Genomic DNA, 21,320 nt, shown 5'->3' with positions numbered 1-21,320 from the left:
TGCTTTGATCGGACGCGGCTCCGAGCCGCGTCCGACTCGGCCGGCCGAGCCGAGCCGGCCCGGCCCGGCCCGGCGAACGGTCCCGCACGAGGTCGCGTGCGGTGGGGAAGGGAGACGGGTGAGGGACGACGAAGGGCTTCTCGCCGAGCGGTTCGAGGAGCACCGGGGCCGCCTGAGAGCGGTGGCCTACCGGATGCTCGGCTCGCTGAGCGAGGCCGACGACGCCGTGCAGGAGACCTGGCTCAAGCTGAGCCGGACCGACGCGACCGGCATCAGGAATCTCGCGGCCTGGCTGACCACCGTGGCAGGCCGGGTCTGCCTGGACATGCTGCGCTCCCGCGCCGCGCGTCGTGAGGAGCCCATGGACACCTACGTCCCCGATCCGGTCGTGAGTCCCCTGGACCGGGTCGATCCCGAGCGGGAGGCGCTGCTGGCCGACTCGGTCGGGCTCGCCCTGCTCGTGGTGCTGGAGACGCTGGAGCCCGTCGAGCGGCTCGCGTTCGTGCTGCACGACATGTTCGGGGTGCCCTTCGACGACATCGCGCCCGTCGTGGGCCGTTCCTCGGCCGCGACGCGTCAGCTCGCCAGCCGCGCGCGACGCCGCGTTCAGGGGGCGGCCCCGGAGTCCGAGCCGGATCTCGGCCGGCAGAGGGAGGTCGTGGACGCCTTCCTCGCGGCCTCACGCGCGGGGGACTTCGAGGCGCTGGTCGCCGTCCTCGACCCCGAGGTGGTGCTCCGCGCCGACTCCGGTGCCCTCGTCGGTGGCGCGGCCGCGTCCAAGCTGGTGCGCGGTGCCCGGACCGTCGCCGGGCAGGCGCTCCTGTTCCGGCAGTTCGCGGACTCCTCGCGGCTCGCGCTGGTCAACGGTGCGATCGGCGTCGTCACGGCACCCGGGGGCCTGCCGCTGGCGGTCATGGGCGTCACCGTCGCCGACGGGAGGATCGTCGGGATGTACATCCTGTCCGACCCCGAGCGGCTGGCACGGCTCGACCTCACCCCGTTCGGCGACTGACCGTCAGCCGGTGAAGGGGCCGAGCCCCAGCTGGTCGCGCACCGGTACCACCGGTGCGCCGACGAGCCCCCTGCGCTGCCAGTTCGCGCCGTCCACCACCAGGGTGTGGCCGGTGATGAAACGGGCGTAGGGGGAGGCCAGGAAGGTGGCGGCCCAGCCGAGTTCGCGCGGCGCGCCGACCCGCAGCGCGGGTTGTCGCGCGTCGTGCGTCCCGGCCCGGTCCAACGCTCCCCGGATGTCGGCGGTCATGTCCTCGTGCGGCATCAGGCCGGGCACCAGCCCGTTGACCTGGATGCCGTACGGGCCCCACTCCACGGCCAGGGTCTCCACCAGGTTGCGCACCCCCGCCTTCGCCGCAGCGCTGTGCGCGTATCCCGGGCCGCCGGTCCAGGCGTACGAGGCGCCGACGTCGATGATCGAGCCGGGTGTGCCCGCGGCCAGATGACGGCGGCCGAACTCGCGCGTCATCAGGAAGGTCCCGGTGAGGGTGATGTCGACGACCGCCCGCCAGGCGTTCGGCGTCATGTCCTCAGCGGGCACGGGGAAGTTGGCGGCCGCGTTGTTCACCAGTACCCCGGGCAGCGGGCAACCGTCGAAGACCTCGGTGATGCGCTCCGCGTCCCGTATGTCGCACACCGCCGTCGTCACCCCGGTGCCCAGCCGGGCCAGTTCGGCGCGGGCGGAGCGCAGATGCTCCGGGCCGCGGCTCACCAGCAGCAGATCGGCGCCGAGCCGCGCGAACTCCGCCGCGATCGCCTTGCCCAGCCCGGTGCCGCCGCCGGTGACCATGACCAGCGTGCCGTCGTACGTTCCGGGCGGGAGCGCGCTCGCGCCCAGCGGGGGAGCGACGGGCAGGCCGGGTGGGAGTGTGTCGTCCATGGCCGCCTCGATACCCGGTGCGACCGAAAACCTCCAGAGCCGGAGCGCTCCTGTCCGTCCCCGTCTCCGGCGGACGCCCCCCGGTACCCGCCGCCCGGCCCGTCCGGACCGGTTGCCGGTCATGTCATCGGCCCAGTTCAGGCCGTTGTTCGCGGGTCAGTAGGCTGGGGGCATGCAGGAAGACAGCGCAACAGCCACGGACCGGCTCCTGGAGCTGCGGGCCGACTGCGGTGAGTGCTTCGGGCTGTGCTGCGTCGCGCTGCCCTTCGCCCGTTCGGCCGACTTCGCGATCGACAAGGACGCCGGGAAGCCGTGCCCCAACCTGGCGGCCGACTCCCGGTGCGGCATCCACACGCGGTTGCGCCAGAAGGGCTTCACGGGCTGCACGGTGTACGACTGCTTCGGCGCCGGGCAGAAGGTGTCCCAGGTCACCTTCGGCGGCCAGGACTGGCACTCCGTCCCGCGGGAGCGCGCCCGGCAGATGTTCGACGTGTTCCCGGTCGTACGTCAGCTCCACGAACTGCTCTGGTACCTGAACGAGGCGCTGACGCTGCCCGCGGCCGGCCCGGTGCACGCCGACGTACGCCGTGCGCTCGTGACCGTCGAAGGGCTGACCCGCCTGACCGCCGAAGAGCTGGGGGACCTGGACGTCGGCGCGCACCGGCAGGAGGTCAACGTACTGCTGCTGCGGACCAGCGAACTGGTGCGGGCGGGGGCCGGGCGCGGGAAGAACGGCCGGAAGAAGGACCGCCGGGGCGCCGACCTGATGGGCGCCCGTCTCAAGGGTGCCGATCTGCGGGGGGCGGATCTGCGCGGCGCCTGTCTGATCGCCGCCGACCTCACGGGTGCGGATCTGCGCGGCGCGGACCTGATCGGCGCCGACCTGCGGGACACCGATCTCACGGACGCCGACCTGACCGGGGCGTTCTTCCTGACCCAGCCCCAGGTGAACGCGGCCCGGGGCGGCGCCGGCACCAGGCTGCCGCGGTCAGTCGGCCGACCGGATCACTGGACGGCCCGGCACTGAGTCCGGTGCCGGCGCCCGCTCTTCGAGGCGCAGCCGCAGTCCTTCCGGCATCAGGGTCAGCCGTTCGGCGATCCGCAGCCGGTAGTCGGGCTCGGGGTGCAGCTCGTAGCGGCGCAGCAGCAGCCCGAGGACCAGCGTCGCCTCGTGCAGCGCGAACTGACGGCCGATGCAGGCGCGGGCGCCGGTCCCGAACGGCTTGAAGGCGTGGCCGGGCCGGGACCGCACGGCCTGCGCGTCGAAACGGTCCGGATCGAAGGACTCGGCATCGGCTCCCCAGACATCCGGATCGCGGTGCAGCATCGCCGTCAGCACCAGGGTCCACGCCCCCTGCCGCATCGGGTGGACGCCGCCCAGCACGGTGTCCTCCCGGGCCTCGCGCGCGAAGGCGGGCGCCGTCGGCCACAGCCGGAGCGACTCGTCGAGGATCCGGCGCACGTACCGCAGCTTGGCGACCTGGTCGTAGCCCGGCCGGGGTGTGTCGCCCCAGACGCGGTCGACCTCGGCGCGGGCGCGGGCGGCGATGCCGGGGTGCCGGGAGAGGTAGTGCAGGGCGAACGAGAGCGCGCCCGAGGTCGTCTCGTGACCGGCGACGAGGAACGTGATGACCTGACGGCGGATGTTCTCCGGCGTCAGCCGCTCCCCGGTCCCGGGGTGCGCGGTCTCCAGCATGCGGTCGAGCAGGTCCCCTTCGCCCGAGGTGCGCCGGCGGGCCGCCACGACCGCGTCGACCGTGCGGTTGAGGAAGGCCATGTCCGCCGCGTTGCGCCGGGTGGCGCCGCGCAGCACCACGGGTGCCAGCGGTGCGGGGAGCACGTTGAGGCGCTGCGCGTAGGTCAGGGTGCCGACCATCGCGGTCACGAAGGGGTGGGGCCGGGAGCGCTCGAAGGAGCCGAAGTCGTGGCCGAAGCCGGTGCGGGCGATCGTCTCCAGCGTCAGCTGCGTCATGTCGGCGGGCACGTCGACCGCGCGTCCGGCGGCTCGCTCGCGGTCCCAGCGGTCGGTCAGCCGCTCGGCGACGGCCAGCATCATCGGGTGGTAGCCCTCCATGGCCTCGCGGCTGAACCCGGGAGCCAGTACGTCGTGCGCGAGTTGCCAGTTCGGCTCGTGGTTGTAGGCCGTGAACAGCCCGTCCCCGGCGACCGGCCGGAGGTTGGCGACCCCGAGTCCCACGTGCTTGGCGAACCGGGCCTCGTCCGCGAGTTCGGCCGCGAGCTTCGCGCCCCACACGAAGACGATCTCCTTGCCGAAGGCCCTGCGCCGGAAGATCGGCCCGAGCTGCCGCCCGAAGCGCATCGAATCCTGCAACGGGGAGCGGATGTTGGAGCCGATCACATCCCCGACGACCGGGATCCGGTACGGCGGATGCGGGATGCGGTGCAGCTCCGGCCAGCCCAGCTCGGCACTGCGGAACCCCTTGGGCAGTGCGGCCCCTGTCGTCTCCGCCATCACGCGATCTCCCTTGTGCCTGCGGCCGTTCGGCTCTGTTGTACGCGGGTTCAACAGCGGATTCCAGTCTGTTCCCGTTGTTGAACCGACGTCAAGTAAGGTGCGGACATGGCCGGGAGTCGGGGGGAACGGGAGGAGCGCACGCGCCGTCGGCTCAGTGGCGCGGAGCGTCGGGAGCAGCTTCTTTCGGTGGGGGCGCGGCTGTTCTCGGAGAGTCCGTACGACGACGTGTGGATCGAGCAGGTCGCCGAGATCGCCGGTGTGTCGCGCGGTCTTCTGTACCACTACTTCCCGACCAAGCGGGACTTCTTCGCCGCGGTCGTGGAGCGCGAGAGCGAGCGCATGCTGCGCATGACGGCGGCGGTACCCGGGGTCGCCGTGCGGGAGCAGCTCGGTGCCGGCCTGGACACCTTCCTGGCGTACGTCGAGACGCATGCCCACGGCTTCCGTGCCTTCCACCGTGCCGACGCGGCCGGCGACCAGGCGGTGCGTGCGGTCTACCGGCGGGCACTGGCCGCCCAGGAGCGGCAGATCCTGGAGGCGCTCGCGGCGGACCCGGATTTCGGCCGCGCGGCCGCGGAACGGCCCGAACTGCGGATCGCCGTGCGTGGCTGGCTCGCGTTCACCACGGCCGTGTGTCTGGAGTGGCTGCGGGGGGCGGAGCTGACGCGGGAACAGCTGCGCGATCTCTGTGCGCGGGCGCTGCTGGGCGCGATCGCTCCGTAGCCCCAGAGGGTGACATGGCTGCGGCACGGTTGGCGCCCACCCGGATCTTCGATAGGTTAGGCAAGGCTTACCTAAATGGAGGTTGGGATGGGTGACCGAATGGGTGACCGTCATGTCTGGACGGCCGCGCCCGCCGTGGCCGAGCGCGCCCGCTCGGTGCTCGCCGCGGCCTGGTCCTGCGCGGTGACCGCCGAGGGCGGCCGGGAGGAGCTCCTGGGCGCGCACACCGTCACCGCGGACGGCAGGGTCCTCCTGCACGTGCCGGACGACAGCGCGCTGCTCACCGCCGCCGTCTGCGCGCCCCGCGGCGAGCCGTCGGCCGTCCTGGAGTTCGCGGACGTCGCGCCCGTTCCCGTACGCCGCCGGATCCGCACCCGCCTCTGGATGGCCGGCTGGTTCGTGGTGGGGGAGGGGCAGCTGGAGTTCCAGGCCTCACGTGTCGTGCTGCGCGACGCGTCCGGCGCCGTCGTGGTCGGCCTGGACGAGTTCGCCGACGCGGTCCCCGACCCGCTGGCGACGGCCGAGGCCGCCCTGCTCACCCACCTCGCCGACGCGCACCCGGACGCCGTCGAGCGGCTGACCCGCCTCGTCGAGCCCGAGAACCTGCACGGCGCGGTCCGCGTCCAGCCGCTCGCCGTCGACCGGCACGGCCTGACGCTGCGCATCGAGCGGGCGCGGGGCGACGGCGATGTGCGCCTGCCCTTCCACGCACCCGCCGACGACGTCTCCCAACTCACCGAGCGGATGCATGTGCTGCTCACGCAGGCGAGCTCCGCCGCCCGCCCTCGCGCGCTACAGCGGCAGCGCGCAGACGGCGACGGGTGACGCGAACGGCTCGCCCGCGCGCCGGAGGCCGCCGCTCGCGCCGTCGACATGGAAGACGCTGACCGTGCCGGAGCGCTGATTCGCCGCGAACAGCAGCCGCTCGTCGGGCGAGAAGGCGATCTGGCGCGGGAAGTCGCCGCCGACCGGCACGGTGTCCAGGAGCCTCAGCCGGGCGCCGTCCGCCTCGACCGCGTAGCGCGTCAGACAGTTGGCGCCGCGATTGGCCAGATAGGCGTACGCGCCGTCCGACGTCACCAGGAACTGCGCCGGGTAGTTGGTGCCCGTCCCCGTGCCCGTGGACTGCGGGTCCCCCAGGGTGAGCCGGCCGCTCGTCCGGTCGTACCCGCAGACCACGACCGTGTTGTCCACCTCGTTGGCTAGGTAGGCGAAGCGGCCGCCGGGGTGGAAGGTGAGGTGGCGCGGGCCCGCGCCCGGACGGGTGTGCGCCTGGGACACCTCGGCGAGTGTGCCCTTGGACGCGTCCAGGCGGTAGCTGTAGACGGTGTCGGTGCCCAGGTCGACGGCGAGGACATGGCCGGCGTCCGGGCCGGTGAGGAACTGGTGGGCGTGCGGTCCCTGCTGGCCCGGGCCCGGAGCAGGGCTGGAGTGCGTGACCAGATCCGTGCGCTCGCCGAGCGCGCCCGAGGCGTCGATGGGATGCACGGCCACACTGCCCGAGCCGTAGTTGGCGCTCAGCAGCCAGCGCCCGCTCGGATGGACGGACAGGTGGCAGGGGCCCGAGCCTCCCGTGCCACGGGTGCCGAGCACCTTGTTCCCCGCGAGCCGTACGGCCGTCACCCCGCCCTCGGGCCGCTCGTCGACGGCGTACAGGGTGCGGCCGTCCGGATGTACGGCGAGGTACGAGGGGTCGGCGACGCCGGTGACCGTGCCGGTGGCCTTGACGGCGCCCGTGACGGGGTCGTACGTGGCCAGCCCGATCCCCTTCCCGCCCCCGTCGACCGAGGTGTACGTGCCGACGAACAGGGGTCGGACGGCGGGAGCGGACGAGCGGGCGGCCGGGTGCGAGCCGACGGTGGGCGCGGTCACGGCGTCCGCGGGCTCGGCACGGGGCGCGGCCGGGGCGGGCAGTGCCGTCGCCGCGACGGCTCCCGTCAGCGCTCCGACGAACCGGCGCCTGCTCCAGCCGCCGCCCGCGCCGCGCGCCGGTTCTGCACCACTGCTCATGCCTGCACCTCGGGTGTCGGTCGCCTCAGCCGTGACACCCACCATGACGTGCGACACCCGTGCGGTGCAAAGACGGCGCGGGATGTGGCACGGTACGCGACGCGCACCGTTTTCTACCAGTCACCGTCCGTGACCGGTTTGCCCGGTGCGTCCCCGAGCGGAACGACCTGGTCGGGCGAGGGCGGCTGCCAGGGCTCGTGGTCGGCGCCGAGCCACTCGCCGACGGGCCGCACCGCGCCCAGCGCGTCGGTGGGGGCCACGTCCCCGGCGTCCTGGTCGTAGTACTCGAACCAGGGCAGCCCGGCCCGGGTATAGGCCGCGCGGTCCACGGGTGACGGCGGGGGAGCCTCGCCCGTGACGCGCCGCCACTCGGGAGGCGTCACGAGGTGGACGAACACGCGGCCGGCCGGCTCCCTGGCCCAGGCGTCGAGCGGCCGGTCGGCCGGGTAGATCTCCTGACGCATCGAGCCGCCCACCCCGAGCCCCATGGCCGGCGCGCTTTTCGCAGGGCCGGCGGCGGGAGCGGGGGCCGGCACGCCGCCGGGCGCCGGGGGAGCGGCTCCGTAGCCGGACATGGTCACGGCCGACCTCCTGGCCCCGGCCCGGCGGCGCTCCTGCTCGCGCCACTTCGCGAGCTCCGCCGCGCGCAGGGGGAACGACTGCAGCTGGATGCCGCCCCACACCTCCTCGCCGGTCACCTGTCCCTCGACCGTGGCCCCGAGGCCGAGGGGCACGGCCACGAACTGGCGGACCTTCCCCTTGCCGGAGTTGATGCCGTCGAGCCAGGGCTGCCGCGGCAGCACCACGTGGTTCTGCGGGTCCAGGGCAAGCAGCGGGCTCCACGGGCTGCCCGAGATCGCGCACACCTTGCCCACCCCGACCTGCAGTGCGGCCGGTTCCGTCGAGCCCGCGAAGCTCAGCCACATGGCCTCGCGCAGATAGACCGGGAGCATCACACCGCCGCGCGCACGCCATTCGGCGGGCACCGTGTCCGCGTGGTCCTCGACGCGGCGCAGGGGGAACTCTCCGAGGCCGGGCGGCAGTCCGTGCGTACCCGTCTCGGGCAGGCGCAGCGTCCGCATGAAGCGGATCCGCACACCCCCCGGCAGCAGGAGTGAGTTCCCCTCGATCCTTACGGTGCCTTCGGTCATCTGCGCTCCCCCTCGTCGTCGGCGCCGCGCCTCCCCGGCGCGGCACGGGCTTCCTACAAAGAACGCCGCGAGGCCGCCGTACGGTTCCGGCTCCGGCGCGGCAGCGGGACGCGCAGGTACTCCCGCAGACGGGTGAGGTGCGGCCGGCGCTCGCGCTGCTCGCGCGCGCCGCGGTCGAGTTCCTCCATCAGCCGGCGCGAGCGGTGCTCCGTGTCGAGCTCGTCCAGGATGCGGTTGACCTCCGTGAGGACGGCGCCGTGCAGCTGCCACTGACGGGCGTCCCGCTGGACCCCGTCGAGCAGCAGCTGGGCGAGTTTGTCACGGGTCGCCGACGCCGTGGACAGCTCCGCGGCGAGCCGGGTCTCCGCCGACTCGGCGCTGTGGCTGACGTCGGTGGTCACCAGGACGGCGAAGCTCACCACGGCGTCGGCGACCTCGCTCAGCAGCTGCTCCAGCACCGCGCCCACCTGCGGGTCGAACAGGGGCTCGGGATCGCGCTCCTTGGCGAGGTCGGTGAGGGTGCGCGCGAGCACCCGCAGCACCACCGTGCAGATCTCCAGCGTGTCGAGTCCGGTGCGCAGCACGATCCGGTGCAGCAGGCCCTCACGGACGCGGGGATTGAGTTTCAGGCTGTCCTCGGCCTGCCGCAGTGCCGCGTCCACCCCGACGATGTCGTGGTCCAGGCGCCGCGCCTCGTGCAGCCGGGCGGTGGCGTGCTCCACGGGGGTGCGGCCCGCCGCCTCCTCGCCCATGCGCAGCATCAACTGCCGTACGCGCCGTGCCAGGTCCTCGATGGACTGGCCGGCCGCGCCCACCCACACCGGGGGAGCGAACAGCAGATTGCAGCCGAGCCCGACCACCGCGCCGATCAGCGTCTCCAGGACCCTGGCCCAGGCGGTGTCCCCGACCCGGGTCACGCCGAGGACGAGCATGGCGCTGATCGCCACCTCGGGTACGAACTCGCTGACCCGCACCAGATGGCCGACGGCCAGCGACGCGAGGATGAGCAGGGCCAGGCTCCACCAGGTCAGCCCCACGAGCAGGCTGAAGCCGATGGCGACCATGACGCCGGCCACCACGGAGTTCACCCGGCGGATGCCGGTGGTGAGGGTGGAGTAGAGCGTGACCTGGACGACGAGGAGCGCGGTCAGCGGGGCGGTGAGCGGTGCGGGCTCGGGGCTGAGCCGGACCGCGATCACATACGCGATGCTCGCCGCCGCGGCCGACCGCACCGACTGGACGACCACGGGTTCCTGGTGCCACTTCCGGAACTGTGGCCCCACCACGGCCCACACACCACGTACGTCTCGCATCCTTGGCCTTTTCCCCTTTCGTCCCTGTACCGAACGTGCTGATTGAGGACTGTAACTGTCCGCAAGGCAGCCAAATTTGTCGTCGCCGGGCCCCTTCCCCGATCTGCCCCGCCGACGCACCGACCGCCGACGCACCGACCGACGCGTCGACTCGGTACGCACCGGCCACCGACGTACCGGCCACCGGCATACGGGTGTCAGGGCGCGGGCTCGTGGGCCCCCCGTTCGCCGATCGCGTGGAGGCGACTGTCCCTCACTGGGGGGAGGCGGCGCGGCTGCGGGACCGGTAGCCGGCCACCTTGGCGAGATTGCCGCAGCGGTCCATGGAGCACCAGCGGCGCCGGCGGGCCTGGGAGTCGTCCAGGAAGAGCAGGGAGCACGTGGGGTTCTCGCACTCCTTGACCCTTCCCAGCAGGGGGCCGCCGATCAGGAGCACGGCGTCCCGGGCCACGGTCGCCAGAGCCGCGGGGCCGGGACGCGCCGCCGTCCAGCGCAGGAGCGGCCGCGTGCCGTCGTACGGCTCGGCGAACTGGGGTGCGAGGTCGGGCAGAGCCGCCGCTTCGTTCACCCGCGTGACGTCGCCCGGGTCCGCGGCCTCTTCGAGCATCGCGGCGCGTACGAGGCGGTACACGGCCTCCCGCAGTGAGCGGGCGTGGCCGAGATCGGCCTCGCTGATCCGCACCGGCCCGTCGTCCGCTCCCGTGTGCAGGCCCGCCTCGGCGATCCAGCGCGCGAGGGCCTCGGGGTCCGGGAGCCGTTCGAGCGGCGTGCCGTGCCGTTTGCCGAGCGTGGCGACGAAGTTCAGGGCGGGTCGTCCGCCTATGAAGGGGAACGCCGCCTGCGGCTCGGGGACGGGGGGTGAGGGCATGGTCCGAGTCTAACGCCTTGACACCTGTTGATGAGGTGTCGCACAGTGACACCACTTCAACCGGTGTCACTGTGCGCCCCGTCCGGCGCGTGGGGCTCCGGTACGTCCCGAGGGAGCAGGTATGCGTGCGGTGCGGATCGACGAGTTCGGCGGGCCCGAGGTGCTGGTCCCGGTGGAGGTGCCGGACCCGGTCGCGGGCCCCGGCCAGGTGCTGGTGCGGGTCGCGGCGGCGGGCGTGAACCGGGCGGACGCGCTCGTGCGGGCCGGGGTGTACCACCGGGCCGGCCGTCCGCCGCTGATCCCGGGCGTCGAGGCGTCCGGTGTCGTGGCGGCCGTGGGGGAGGGGGTGGCCGGGGTCGGGGTCGGACAGCGGGTCATGGCCCTGGACGGGGTGAACGCACCTGGTTTCTACGCCGAGTTGGCCGTCGTACCGGCCGAGCGGGTGACCGTGCTCCCGGACGGTGTCGAGCTGACGCAGGCCGCCACCCTGCCCGTGGCGTGGCTGTCCGCCTGGTACTGCCTGCTCCGGCTGGCGAAGGTGACCAAGGACGACACCGTACTGGTGAAGGCCGCCGCGAGCGGGGTGGGCAGTGCGGCCGTGCAGATCGCGGCCGGTGCCGGTGCCCGCGTCATCGCGTCGGCGGGTTCACCGGAGAAGACCGCCTGGGCCGCCGGGTTCGGTGCGCACGACGTCCTCGACACCTCCGTGCACCCCGACGACGCCGAGGTCGAGGAGGTGCTGCGACTGACCGGGGGGCGCGGGGCGGACATCGTCCTGGACACGGTCGGCGGCCGCGCCTTCGGGCGGAGTCTGCGCGAGGTCGGCCACGGCGGACGGGTGGTCGCCCTCGCCAACGTGGCCCTGGAGCCGAGCGTCGTCGACACCCGTGACTTCTATCCGAAGAACGCGTCCGTCCTCGGCTTCCAGCTCACCAACCTGCAGATCCACGGCTACGACCCCCGCGCGGACCTGCGGGAACTCGCCGAACAGGTCGCGGCGGGCCGATACCGGGTGCCGGTAGAGGCGGTGTTCCCCCTGGAGCGGGCACGCGCCGCGCACGAGCGTCTGGAGCGGAGGGACCACCGGGGCAAGATCGTGCTCGCCGTTCAGGACGGGGTGTGACCCGGGGCGGACGCGCCGTCCTGGACGGGCGAAGGGGCTCGGGCGAGTGGGGTATCGGATGGCGTCGGCACTGTTGACACTTCAACAATAGGGCCTATTGTGGACTCATCAACAAACGTCCTGGTGTGACCCGCCCCCGGAACGAAGCGGCACACAGTCCTGACCCGCACTGATGTGGGACACCTCAAGGAGAACCCCATGAAGGCACTTGTCGCCCGCTCCTACGGGCCCGTGGAGAATCTGACCCTCGCGGACGTGCCCGAGCCCACGCCCGGACCGGGTCAAGTCCTGGTCCGTACCGAGGCGTCGGCGCTGAACGCCATCGACCTTGCCCTGGTCACCGGCGCGGTCAAGGATCATCTGCCGATCCAGCACCCCTTCGTGCCGGGCGTCGACGTCACCGGCGTCGTCGAGGCGGTCGGCGAGGGCGTGTCCCGCTTCAGTGTCGGGGACCGCATCCTCGCCTGGAACGGCGTGCCTTCTGGCGGCCTCGCCGAGTACGCCCTCGTCCAGGACGCTCCTTCCGCCGCTCTGCGCCCGGCCGCGCTGGGCCCGGCCGAGTCGGCCGCACTCCCGACCGCCGCGCTCACGGCGGCCGCACTCGTCGACGAAGCCAAGCCGCTGACCGGCGAGAGGGTGCTCGTGGTCGGCGCCTCCGGAGGCGTCGGCTCCTTCGCCGTACAGCTCGCCAAGCAGGCCGGCGCCGAGGTCCTGGCCACCGCGCGAGCCGACGAGGAGAACCTTCTGCGCCGGCTCGGTGCCGACGCGACCGTCGACTACAAGAACGCCGACGTCACCGCGGAGGCTCTGCACTGGGCCCCCGGCGGCGTCGACGTCGTGATCGATCTGACCCATGCGGGACCGGCGTTGGACGGCGCCGCAGCGGCGGCACGCCCGGGTGGCCGTCTGGTCTCCCCCCTGATGGGTCCGCCGGCCTTCGACCGCGACGTCACCGCCGTCTACACCGGCACCCGGACGCCTGCGGGACGGCTCGAAGCCCTCGCGGCCCAAGCGGCCGAGGGGCGCCTCATCGTCGAGATCGGTGCACGCTACTCCTTCGCGGACGCCCCGCAGGCGCTGGCCGACTATGCCCACAAGCACCTGCCCGGCAAGGTCGTCATCACCTTCTGACCCGACTCGACGGCCTGCCGGCCATCGGGCCGGCTGCGGCGCACGTCCGCGAGTACCGCATCGAGTCGGCACACATTTTGTTGGCGTGTCAACTTTTTGGTATCCTCGCACCATGGGACGAGGGCAGTGGCTGAACGAGCAGGAGGCTCATGTCTGGCACTCGTTTCTGGATCTGCGCCGCCGCATCGAGTCCGTGATCAACCAGCAACTCAACGAGGACGCCGGTCTGTCCTCGGTGGACTACGAGCTCCTCGTTCCCTTGTCCGAGGCCCCGGACGGGGTCCTCCGATTCCGGGAACTGGGGCGCATGGTGGGCTGGGAACGCAGCCGCCTGTCGCACCAGGTGCGACGCATGGAGCAGCGGGGGCTCGTTCAGCGGGAGGACTGCGCCACCGATGCCCGCGGTTTGATGATCCGCCTCACGGCGACAGGTCGCGCCGCCATTACCGCCGCCGCGCCGGAACACGTCAAGGTCGTGCGACGGTACTTCTTCGAATCCCTCACCGAAGAAGAGGTGGCAACGCTGGCGGACGTCTACGACCGGCTGCTCGCCAAGATCGATTCCGACGTTCCCGGCAGCGCTGCACCCTGACTCTCGTCCCGGGGACGGCTGTCCGGTCGAGGAGACCAGGACGCCGGTGTGCGTCCGGAGCTCCGTGACCGCGCCCCACTCGTGGTCAACGCCGGGTGAAGCGATATCCGGCGTGGTGCAGGGTGCCGTCCTTGAACTCGCCGAAGGCCCAGAAACCCAGGTCGTCCAGGTAGTCGATGCGCGTGCCGTCGATCCAGTAGCGGCCCTGATAGGCGCTCGGGCGGTCGCCGCGCGCCTCGTCATAGCGTCCGTCGGGCAGCAGTTCCTGGCGTACGAAGTTGTTCTCCTCGACCCACATCCCCGTGAACGGGTGCGCCGGGTCGAAGACCGGTGCTTCGTCCGGCGTGGCGGCGGCGGAGTCCTCTTCCAGGGACCGGCCGTTCCAGAGGCGGACCCGGCCTCCGGTGACCAGGACGTCGAGATGCGTACCTCGGGCCGGGACCGCGCCGGCCGGGGTTCCGGGGGCGTCGGCCAGCTGGAGAACGGCGACGTCGGCGGCCTTGCCCGGCGTGAGAGTGCCGCTGTTGGCGGCGTCCGCGAAGTCGGTCGCGGCCGGCAGGACGAGGGTGCCCGCACAATCGATGACGATCATGTTGTCGTCGCCCGCTGCCGTCAGCAGGCCAGGGCCGACTCCCACGATCAGCGAGCCGCCGATGAGGACGTCGGCTTTCTGCCAGTCGCCCATCAGCGGGTTTCCGGTGATGACCGCGCCGCCGGCCAGCAGGAGTGGCCGGCCCTGAGGGCTCCGCAAGCCGCTCCGCAACTCGCTCAGAGCGGCGTCGTCGCGGCGCGGAGTCGCGGTCGTGGTGGTGCTGTTCGTCATGGCAGTTCCTCTGTGGTCGTCGGTGGCCCCGAGGTGTGGTGGACCTCATGGCCCTGCGGTCGGGGTCACGGCCGATGCGGTACACGGCCAGGCCGCGCAGTTGCCGGGCGCACGTCATCCCTCTGCGCGGCCCGAAGGGCCCCGCGGCGCCGGGGCGTGGGCCGGTGCGATGGCGCACCGGGGTCCTGGCAACGCGAAGGAGGCCGTCGGCACTGAAGCCGAAGGGGCTCTCAGTCGATGGTGGAGGTGTTCAGGACGTACTCACGCGAGGCGTGCACCTGGCTGCGCAGGGCCGGCAGGTCGACGTCGAGGACCTCGCCGTTCCACTTCCTGGTGTCTCCGTTGATGAGGACGGCGGTGATGTTGCGTGCGTCCGAGCCCAACACGATCGTGGCGACAGGGTCGTTGAGAGGCATGTTGTTGAGGTCCTCGGCCTGGACGACCAGCAGGTCGGCTTTCTTGCCCGGGGTGAGCGAACCGGTCACCCCCTGCAGGCCGTTGGTGCGGGCCCCCTGCAGGGTGGCGAAGTCCAGCACATCGTGCGTGCTGATGCGTGAGGGCTGCTGGCCCGTGCTGTGGGCGGCGTTGACGGCGCGCATCCGCTGAATGGCATGCAGGGCTCGCATCTGGGTGAACATGTCGCTGGCCAGGGCGACTTCGACGTCGATGCTCAGTCCGGGCCGGATGCCGACGGCCAGGGCCTCGTCGACGGCGGGGATCGCGGTCTCCAGGCCGATCTGCGCGTCGGACGTGGGCGCGAGCGCCACGGTGGTGCCGGATTCCCCCATCGCCCGCCACGCCTCGGCGGTGAGGCCCGTCGCGTGGATGAGGGTGACGTCCGGGCCGAGGATGCCTTCCTTGTTCCAGCGCAGCACGGCCTCGGAGGACACCTTGCCGAACACCGCGTCGACGCTCACACCCACCCCCAGATCCTCGGCGATACGGGCCAGTTCAGGTCCGTAGGCGAAGGCGGGTCCGGCGATCTCGTCGGTGGCGAGGGCCGCCACACGCAGGGTCAGCAGTTGGTCATCGCTGTGGAAGAACTGGTTCCTGAGCCGGCTCAGGTCACCGGGCCACTGCCGGTCCCAGTCGCCGAAGTGCGGGCCCATGGAGGCGTGCACGCCGCGGATGCCGGTGTCGAGGAGGGCCTGGACGGCGGCGTCGGAGTGCTCGGAGGTGCGGGAGTTGTGGGAGAAGTCGAGCATGCAGGTGATGCCGCTGTCGATCGCGGTCAGCGCGGCCAGCCGGGTGCCGACGTACATGTCCTGGGGTCGGTAGACAGGGGCGTAGCCGGCCAGGGTGGTCGTCACGTAGCCGCCGAGGTCGTCGACGTCCGGCATGATCCGGCGCAGTTGGGCTTCCCAGGCGTGCCGGTGGGTGTCCACGAAGCCCGGGGCGAGAATCGCGTCGGTGGCATCGACGACCACGGCGCCGTCCGCCCTCAGATCGTGTCCGACGGCCGTGATCGTGCTGCCTTCGACGAGCAGCTCACCGCCGGAGACGACTCCGAGTTCCGGATCCATCGTGACGATGGTCGCGCCGGTGAACAGGATGCGTCGCCGCGGGTCGGCGGACTGCCGCTGTAGTCGGTCGAGCACGGCCGCACTGGTGGTGTCGTTGAGGTTCATGGGTGTCCTCTTCCTCGCCCGGAGGCGCGGTGGGCTGGTACGCATCGGCTTGCGGACACCAGCGTCGACCGGTCTCACCGGGGTAGCCAGGCTGTGGTTTCCCCGGGTGCCTCACACCCACCTTGACCGCGGGTGGCGGTGACCCGGGCCTTCGCGCCGGGTGGCGGTGAGCGGGGGAATCGAGGAGACGAGCAGCTGCGACGGATGACGTGGAAGGCGATCGGCCGGACCGCCTTCTGGTGGGGAGAAGACCCTCCTCCACGGCTCGCGAACTTCGGCCACGGATGCCCGCTCGCAGGCGCTTACAGGGGCTGGGCGGCCCACCGGCGCCCTGTCGGACAGGGCGGACGGCGAGGCGGTCACCGCTGGGCCTGGCACCGTCGGTCCGCCCGTGCTCGGGTCAGTTCGGTGTCGCACCGATCAGCGTCGAAACGAAACGCGGGGGGCCGCGCCGAGCGTCCGGCCAACTACCGGTCGCGAAGGTTGCCTTGCGGCACCAGGGCGTCTTTCATGAGCGGCGCCTCGGACTCAGGTCTCGGGAAGCGACGGATCGGGTGTCCAGGGGTTCGGCGCGGTGATGGACCAGCGTTCGTGGTCCCGCCAGTCCCCGTCGATGTAGAGGTAGGCGGGAGAAACCCCTTCGTGACGGAAGCCCAGCCGCCGGACCAGGGCCAGGGATGCCTTGTTCGCGGGCTGAATGCTGGCCTCCAGCCGGTGGAGCCGTAGGTCGGTGAAGGCGTGCTGCAGGGTGATGGTGAGCCCGTCGGTCATGTAACCCCGTCCTGCGGACGGGGCGAAGGCCGCGTAGCCGAGGGACGCGCCCTGGTAGCGGCCTCGGATGATCGAGTTGATGTTGACCATGCCGGCGGCCGCGCCGGTCTCCGCGACGCGGACCAGGAATCCCAGGTTGGTGCCGTCGTCGAAGCGGCGCATCCAGACCCGGAACTCCTCAGCGGTCGCGGGTAGTTGCATCCACGGCTGGTGCAGCCCGGTGCTGGCCCGCACGAGCATGCAGAACTCGTCCTGGTCGGCGAGGGTGAGCGGGTGCAGTTCGACCCGCGACGGCATCGTGAGCATGCACCCACATTAGGGCCTGGCAGTGGTGACCACCCGAGTGATCCACCAGCGGGATGATCTCGCAGCACCGGGCCGTGGCCACTCTGGTGGTCCAGCGGGTACCCGACCTGCCTGACGTCTTCGCCCAGGTCTGGCACGAGGCCGGTGGTGACTACACGCTGGAGCACCGGGACGGTGCCGCCGACCGGCACTTCCAGGCGACGGTCGGCGCGTCCGAAGCCGTGACCGCGGCGATCACCGGCTGGGCCCGCCAGGAGGCCGGTTGGGACGGTGGTCTGGCTTGGTCGCTGCCGGACATGGGCCCCGCCCGCGAAGTGCCGCCGCTCGACCTCGACGAAGACGAGCGCGCGGAGTTGGAGAAGCGCGTCCGCGAGGTACTGACCGGCGGCTACGCCTCCCGCGCCGAACTGGCCGAGATCGCTGAGGAGTACCTGGTCACCAAGGAGCGCCGGCCCGTTTCGCGCGAGCAGGCGGAGGCGCTGGCCGACCGGTTGTGGCTGGAGCGGGTCGCGGAACAAGCCGCATGGCAGGGCGAGACCGACCCTGAGCGACTCACCCGCGCGTTCAGCGCCCTGGAGGAGGCCGGCGTCACCGCCCGCGAGAACTTCACCCGCTGCCGCAGCTGCGGCCAGTCCGAGATCGGCGGCGAGGGCGGGCCGGACGCTCGCGGCTTGGTCTACTTCCACACCCAGTGCACGGACTCCGCCGCGGCCGGCCACGGACTGACGCTCCTCTACGGCGGCTTCGACGGCTCGTCCGAGACCACTGCGGCCGTCGGCCACGAGGTCGTGGCTGCCCTCGAAGCAGTCGGCCTCCACGCCGAGTGGGACCGTGACCCCGGCCGGGCCATTACCGTCACTCCCCTGGACTGGCGCCGCCGCCTGGTCCGTTAGGGAACGGTGGAGACTCGGCCTCGGACACCTCATGGCGACGCAGCACCCATCATGATCCACCGATCCACCGATCCACCAGCCGAGGACACCTGCACGACCTTCCCTAGGTCGCGCCTCCCCGCTCGCCCGCTTCGTGGGCGGAATTCGAGAGCATGGACATCCTCAGGCTCAGTCGTTGCTCCTCGGTGTCCAGATGGCGTTGCACCCGGCGCAGCACGATGTCGTCAATACGCGCTTGGTCGCGGAGGTCGTTCAGCGCGGCACGTTTCACGTCGAGGAGTTCCGTCGTGAGCGCATACGTGGCGTTGATCTGCCGCTCGCGGCTCAGCGCCTGGTCGGTGGTCTCGTGGCACGCTGAAGCGGCCTGTTTTCGCAGATCGTTGGCGATGTGGGCCAGGGTCGCCTCGGGCACCGGGAACCGGTCGGCGAGGGCGGGCAGCTCCGCGAGGGCCGTGCGGGCCAGTTGTCGTACGGCGAACGCCTCCTCCTCCGCTTCGTCGGAATCCTCGGTGAACCGCGCCCTGCGGACGACTGCCGGGAGGGTCGGGCCGAGGACAGCGAGGGTGACGGTGATGACGACCACCGTGATGAAGATGACCGCGTCACGCTGTGCCAGCGGTTGTCCGTCGGCCGTGGTGGCGGGGATCGTCAGCGCGGCGGCGAGGGAGATCGCTCCGCGCATGCCGGCCCATGCCAGTGGCAGCCGTTGCCGTGCGCCGATGCGTCGTCGGCGTTGCCGCGAGCGGCGGTCCACGAGGCGGACCAGGTAGGGGACCGTGTAGAACCAGGCCATGCGGGCGCCGATCACCGTCGCGCCGACTGCGGCAGCGATCACGGTCGCCTGAAGCAGCGAGATGGAGGTCAACGCACGCACGGCGGCCGGGGTTTGCATACCGACCAGGACGAACAGCACGCCATTGAGCAGGAACGTGGTGACTTCCCAGAAGGCGGTGGCCTCCAAGCGGGCGTCGGAACGGATGAGTCTGGGTCCCGCACGGCCGGTGACCAGTGCGCAGGTGACCACGGCCAGTACACCCGAGACGTGCAGGGCTTCGGCAGGCAGGAAGGCGACGAACGGAGTGGCGACGCTCAAGCCGCTGTGCAGGCTGTGATCCTTGAGGTGCCGGCGCACGGGGATCAGGACCAGGGCGATCGCCGCGCCGATCGCCGCTCCGCCGGCGTAGGACTCCAGGAACCGCCATACGGTGACGCTCCAGGAGAACGGCTCGCCCGTGGTGAGGGCTTCCACGCTCACGGCGAGAAGTACCAAGGCGGTTCCGTCGTTGAGGAGGCTCTCCGTACGCAGCATCGTCACCATGCGCCGCGGCATGATGTCGGCCACCGCGGCGACCGCGGCCACGTCCGTGGGCGCCAGCACCGCTCCGAGGACGAAGGCGATCGGCCATGCGTAGCCGAGTGCGTGCGCCACCGCGGCCACGGCGACCGCCGTCACCAGGACAAGGCCCGTCGACTGAAGGACGATCGATCGGAAGTTCGTCCTGATCTCGCGCAGCGACGTGGTCAGCGCCTCCCAGTACAGGAGTGCCGGCAAGAAGAGCAGGAGCACCACGTCGGGCGACAGACTGACACGGTCGAAGTGCGGGGTGAGGCCGATCAGGACGCCTCCGCCCAGCAGCAGCAACGGCTCGCTCAGGTGGAGACGGCGGGCCAGCCATGTCATCAGCAGTACGGCCACGAGTACCCCGGCCATGAGTTCGAGGCCTGTCATGAGTCGTTCCTCATCCCGGTGGGTGCAGCAGATGTTGGTCGGACCGTGGTGCCGAGGTGGGGCACGTGGCCGAGAGCGTCACAGAAGGTGTCGCCACTTGGTCATGTGGTCCTTGAGGTCGACGACTTCACCGTCCAGCGCGAAGGTTCCGTCGCCGCGGTGGTGCAGCATCCGCGGGTGTGACCGGGACGGATCGACCCAGGCCTCGACCGCTTCGAGGACGAACAGGTCGTACGCACCCACCAGGGCGGTGTCGGCAACCTTGCATTCGATGTTCGCGAAACACTCGGCGATCAATGGCGCCCTGACCTGTTGTGCGGCCAGCGGGGTCAGGCCGAACTCCTGGAACTTGTCGACGTCCTGCCCCGAGCAGTTGCCGATGTCGACCGCGGTCTCGGCAAGTTCACCGCTGGGTATGGAGATGACGCATTCCCCGGTGTCGCGCAGCGCGGTGTAGGTGTGGTCCCACGGCCCGATGACACAGCCGATCAGCGGCGGGGCGTGGCGGATCATCATGTTGAACCCGTTGGTCATCACGTTCGGGATGCCGCGGTGCCGGGTGGTCACCAGGATGACCGGGCCAGGCTCGATCAACCGGTGGACCTGGTCCAGGGGATGTGCCTGCACATCACCGACAGTGATCATCTCTACCCTCCTGAGTGCATGAGCCCGCCGAGGGGACAGTGGCCCGTTCGGTGACGGTCGGGTTGATGTCCTCGGCTCTTCGGTAGTCCAGTCTTTCCAGTGATCGGCGAGGGTGTAAGGGCCGGGATCTTCCTGGGTGCACGACGGCTACCCTCGGGTCCCCCACCCCAAGTGTCACGGTGAGTGACGGTGTGAACCGGATGGTGGTACCGGGGGAGTTCCTCGTTCGTACTGCCTCGCCGGAGATCCGCGAGTCCCCGGTGACGGCAGTGCACGCCCTCTACCGGCGAAGGCGGGCTCCCGCGAGCGGATCGCGATCAGTTCACCCCTGCCTGATCCGAAACGGGAGGGCTAGCCTTGGGGCATGAGTGACAGCACCCCATTGGGAGAGTTCCTCAGGGCCCGGCGGGAAGGCCTCAAGCCGCAGGACGTGGGCCTCCCCGAACACGGCCGTCGCCGAGTTCCCGGGCTGCGCCGCGAGGAGGTCGCGATGCTCGCCGGCGTGAGTCCCGACTACTACATGCGTCTGGAACAGGGCCGCGAGTCCAGTCCTTCGTCCCAGGTCGTCGACGCCGTCGCGGACGCCCTCCACCTCGACGACGAAGCCGTCGACCACCTCCGCAGACTCACCCGGGCACCCGAGGAGCGCCGCACCGCCCCCGCGGGCCGCGACCGGGTCGCCCCGCAGTTGCTGCAACTGCTCGACAGCTGGCCCGAGACCCCTGCTTTCGTGGTGGGCCCGGCGCTGGACATCCTGGCGCACAACGCGCTCGCGGCCGCACTGCACAGCGGCTTCCAGCGGTTCGACAACCTGGCGCGGATGGTCTTCGTCGACCCGGCGGGCCGTGACTTCTACCAGGACTGGGACAAGGCCGCCCAGTCGTGTGTCGCCGAGATCCGTGCCGCCTACGGATACGATCCGCGGTCGCCGCGGATCACCGAGGTCGTGGAGACCCTGTGCGCGAGGAGTCCGGAGTTCAGCGAGCTGTGGGCACGGCACCACGTGAGGGGCAAGACCCGGCAGACGAAGAACCTCAGACACGCTCAAGTGGGCGACCTGCAGATCCAGTTCTCCGCCTTCACGGACAACGAAGCGCCCCACCAGCAGTTGGTCGTCTACCAGGCGGAACCCGGCAGTCCCACCGCGGCCGCCTTCACCGAACTCCGCTCAAGGACCGACAAGGACCGGGCCGAGCAGGAGAAGCACGACGCGGAGCGGATCTCCGAACCGACTCACCCCTCGTGAC

The 21,320-nt window shown here is 71.5% G+C and carries 21 protein-coding genes; 10 read left to right on the top strand and 11 right to left on the bottom strand.

The genetic code is table 11. From position 1 onward, the window contains the following. Positions 1-118 precede the first annotated feature (118 nt). Entirely contained in the window at positions 119-1,012 is an 894-nt protein-coding gene (gene sigJ, locus OG199_RS06575; RefSeq protein WP_356809999.1) for an RNA polymerase sigma factor SigJ, read from the top strand. A 3-nt stretch (positions 1,013-1,015) separates the two neighbouring features. Here sigJ and OG199_RS06570 read toward each other — a convergent pair whose 3' ends face one another. Then, a complete protein-coding gene (locus OG199_RS06570) occupies positions 1,016-1,891 on the bottom strand; it encodes an SDR family oxidoreductase (protein ID WP_405828519.1) in 876 nt (291 codons plus the stop codon). Positions 1,892-2,063: 172 nt separating this feature from the next. Between OG199_RS06570 and OG199_RS06565 the strand changes: the two genes are divergently transcribed. Next, positions 2,064-2,918 carry a pentapeptide repeat-containing protein gene (locus OG199_RS06565; protein ID WP_401807817.1) on the top strand — a complete coding sequence of 285 codons (855 nt, stop codon included), beginning with the start codon at positions 2,064-2,066 and terminating at the stop codon, positions 2,916-2,918. On the opposite strand, the gene OG199_RS06560 is transcribed toward OG199_RS06565, so the two are convergent. Then, the gene (locus OG199_RS06560; protein ID WP_405828517.1) at positions 2,880-4,364 is read right to left on the bottom strand and encodes a cytochrome P450; all 1,485 of its coding nucleotides are present in this window, start codon (positions 4,362-4,364) and stop codon (positions 2,880-2,882) included. The genes OG199_RS06565 and OG199_RS06560 overlap by 39 nt on opposite strands. A 108-nt stretch (positions 4,365-4,472) precedes the next feature. Between OG199_RS06560 and OG199_RS06555 the strand changes: the two genes are divergently transcribed. Beyond that, complete coding sequence (locus OG199_RS06555; RefSeq protein ID WP_356808262.1) at positions 4,473-5,090, top strand: TetR/AcrR family transcriptional regulator; 618 nt, start codon at positions 4,473-4,475, stop codon at positions 5,088-5,090. A gap of 99 nt (positions 5,091-5,189) precedes the next feature. Further along, positions 5,190-5,915 carry a DUF2470 domain-containing protein gene (locus OG199_RS06550; protein WP_405834455.1) on the top strand — a complete coding sequence of 242 codons (726 nt, stop codon included), beginning with the start codon at positions 5,190-5,192 and terminating at the stop codon, positions 5,913-5,915. Here OG199_RS06550 and OG199_RS06545 read toward each other — a convergent pair. From OG199_RS06545 to OG199_RS06530, 4 genes are all read right to left on the bottom strand, one after another. Continuing rightward, positions 5,883-7,100, bottom strand: coding sequence for a lactonase family protein (locus tag OG199_RS06545; protein ID WP_405828515.1), 1,218 nt, complete (start codon positions 7,098-7,100; stop codon positions 5,883-5,885). The genes OG199_RS06550 and OG199_RS06545 overlap by 33 nt on opposite strands. A gap of 113 nt (positions 7,101-7,213) precedes the next feature. Then, on the bottom strand, positions 7,214-8,251 hold the full coding sequence (locus OG199_RS06540; protein WP_405828513.1) for a hypothetical protein: 1,038 nt from the start codon (positions 8,249-8,251) through the stop codon (positions 7,214-7,216). Positions 8,252-8,304: 53 nt separating this feature from the next. Further along, positions 8,305-9,564, bottom strand: coding sequence for an FUSC family protein (locus OG199_RS06535; RefSeq protein WP_405828511.1), 1,260 nt, complete (start codon positions 9,562-9,564; stop codon positions 8,305-8,307). A 253-nt stretch (positions 9,565-9,817) separates the two neighbouring features. After that, positions 9,818-10,432: a CGNR zinc finger domain-containing protein gene (locus OG199_RS06530; RefSeq protein WP_405828509.1), complete on the bottom strand. Its 615-nt coding sequence runs from the start codon at positions 10,430-10,432 to the stop codon at positions 9,818-9,820. 121 nt (positions 10,433-10,553) lie between these two features. On the opposite strand from OG199_RS06530, the gene OG199_RS06525 reads away from it, so the two are divergent. The 4 genes from OG199_RS06525 (at position 10,554) to OG199_RS06510 (ending at position 13,377) form a co-directional block, all read left to right on the top strand. After that, complete coding sequence (locus tag OG199_RS06525; protein ID WP_401807800.1) at positions 10,554-11,555, top strand: zinc-binding alcohol dehydrogenase family protein; 1,002 nt, start codon at positions 10,554-10,556, stop codon at positions 11,553-11,555. Between the two features lie 198 nt (positions 11,556-11,753). Next, positions 11,754-12,686: an NADP-dependent oxidoreductase gene (locus tag OG199_RS06520; protein WP_405828507.1), complete on the top strand. Its 933-nt coding sequence runs from the start codon at positions 11,754-11,756 to the stop codon at positions 12,684-12,686. A gap of 112 nt (positions 12,687-12,798) precedes the next feature. Further along, on the top strand, positions 12,799-13,278 hold the full coding sequence (locus OG199_RS06515) for a MarR family winged helix-turn-helix transcriptional regulator (RefSeq protein ID WP_356804420.1): 480 nt from the start codon (positions 12,799-12,801) through the stop codon (positions 13,276-13,278). Positions 13,279-13,326: 48 nt separating this feature from the next. Continuing rightward, a complete protein-coding gene (locus tag OG199_RS06510; RefSeq protein WP_405834453.1) occupies positions 13,327-13,377 on the top strand; it encodes a hypothetical protein in 51 nt (16 codons plus the stop codon). Here OG199_RS06510 and OG199_RS06505 read toward each other — a convergent pair. The 3 genes from OG199_RS06505 to OG199_RS06495 all read right to left on the bottom strand — a co-directional run bounded on the left by OG199_RS06505 (position 13,364) and on the right by OG199_RS06495 (position 16,806). Next, a complete protein-coding gene (locus OG199_RS06505) occupies positions 13,364-14,101 on the bottom strand; it encodes an Atu4866 domain-containing protein (protein WP_356804422.1) in 738 nt (245 codons plus the stop codon). The genes OG199_RS06510 and OG199_RS06505 overlap by 14 nt on opposite strands. Positions 14,102-14,331: 230 nt before the next feature. Next, positions 14,332-15,729 (bottom strand): amidohydrolase family protein, encoded by a 1,398-nt coding sequence (locus OG199_RS06500; RefSeq protein WP_405828504.1) that lies wholly within the window; start codon positions 15,727-15,729, stop codon positions 14,332-14,334. 528 nt (positions 15,730-16,257) lie between these two features. Beyond that, positions 16,258-16,806 (bottom strand): GNAT family N-acetyltransferase, encoded by a 549-nt coding sequence (locus OG199_RS06495; RefSeq protein ID WP_405828502.1) that lies wholly within the window; start codon positions 16,804-16,806, stop codon positions 16,258-16,260. 53 nt (positions 16,807-16,859) lie between these two features. Here OG199_RS06495 and OG199_RS06490 point away from each other — a divergent pair, with 53 nt between their 5' ends. Continuing rightward, complete coding sequence (locus OG199_RS06490) at positions 16,860-17,699, top strand: DUF6891 domain-containing protein (protein WP_405828500.1); 840 nt, start codon at positions 16,860-16,862, stop codon at positions 17,697-17,699. Between the two features lie 103 nt (positions 17,700-17,802). Here the strand turns inward: OG199_RS06490 and OG199_RS06485 are convergent, their stop codons facing one another. Continuing rightward, a complete protein-coding gene (locus OG199_RS06485; protein WP_405828498.1) occupies positions 17,803-19,428 on the bottom strand; it encodes a Na+/H+ antiporter in 1,626 nt (541 codons plus the stop codon). 78 nt (positions 19,429-19,506) lie between these two features. Then, positions 19,507-20,073: a flavin reductase family protein gene (locus tag OG199_RS06480; RefSeq protein ID WP_405828497.1), complete on the bottom strand. Its 567-nt coding sequence runs from the start codon at positions 20,071-20,073 to the stop codon at positions 19,507-19,509. 364 nt (positions 20,074-20,437) lie between these two features. On the opposite strand from OG199_RS06480, the gene OG199_RS06475 reads away from it, so the two are divergent. Beyond that, on the top strand, positions 20,438-21,319 hold the full coding sequence (locus tag OG199_RS06475; RefSeq protein WP_401807785.1) for a helix-turn-helix transcriptional regulator: 882 nt from the start codon (positions 20,438-20,440) through the stop codon (positions 21,317-21,319). Position 21,320 lies beyond the last annotated feature (1 nt).

It is taken from the genome of Streptomyces sp. NBC_01176, assembly GCF_045039825.1.
Taxonomy (GTDB): domain Bacteria; phylum Actinomycetota; class Actinomycetes; order Streptomycetales; family Streptomycetaceae; genus Streptomyces.
Note: the sequence above shows the minus strand (reverse complement) of the source record. Positions and strands in the feature narration are given on the sequence as shown.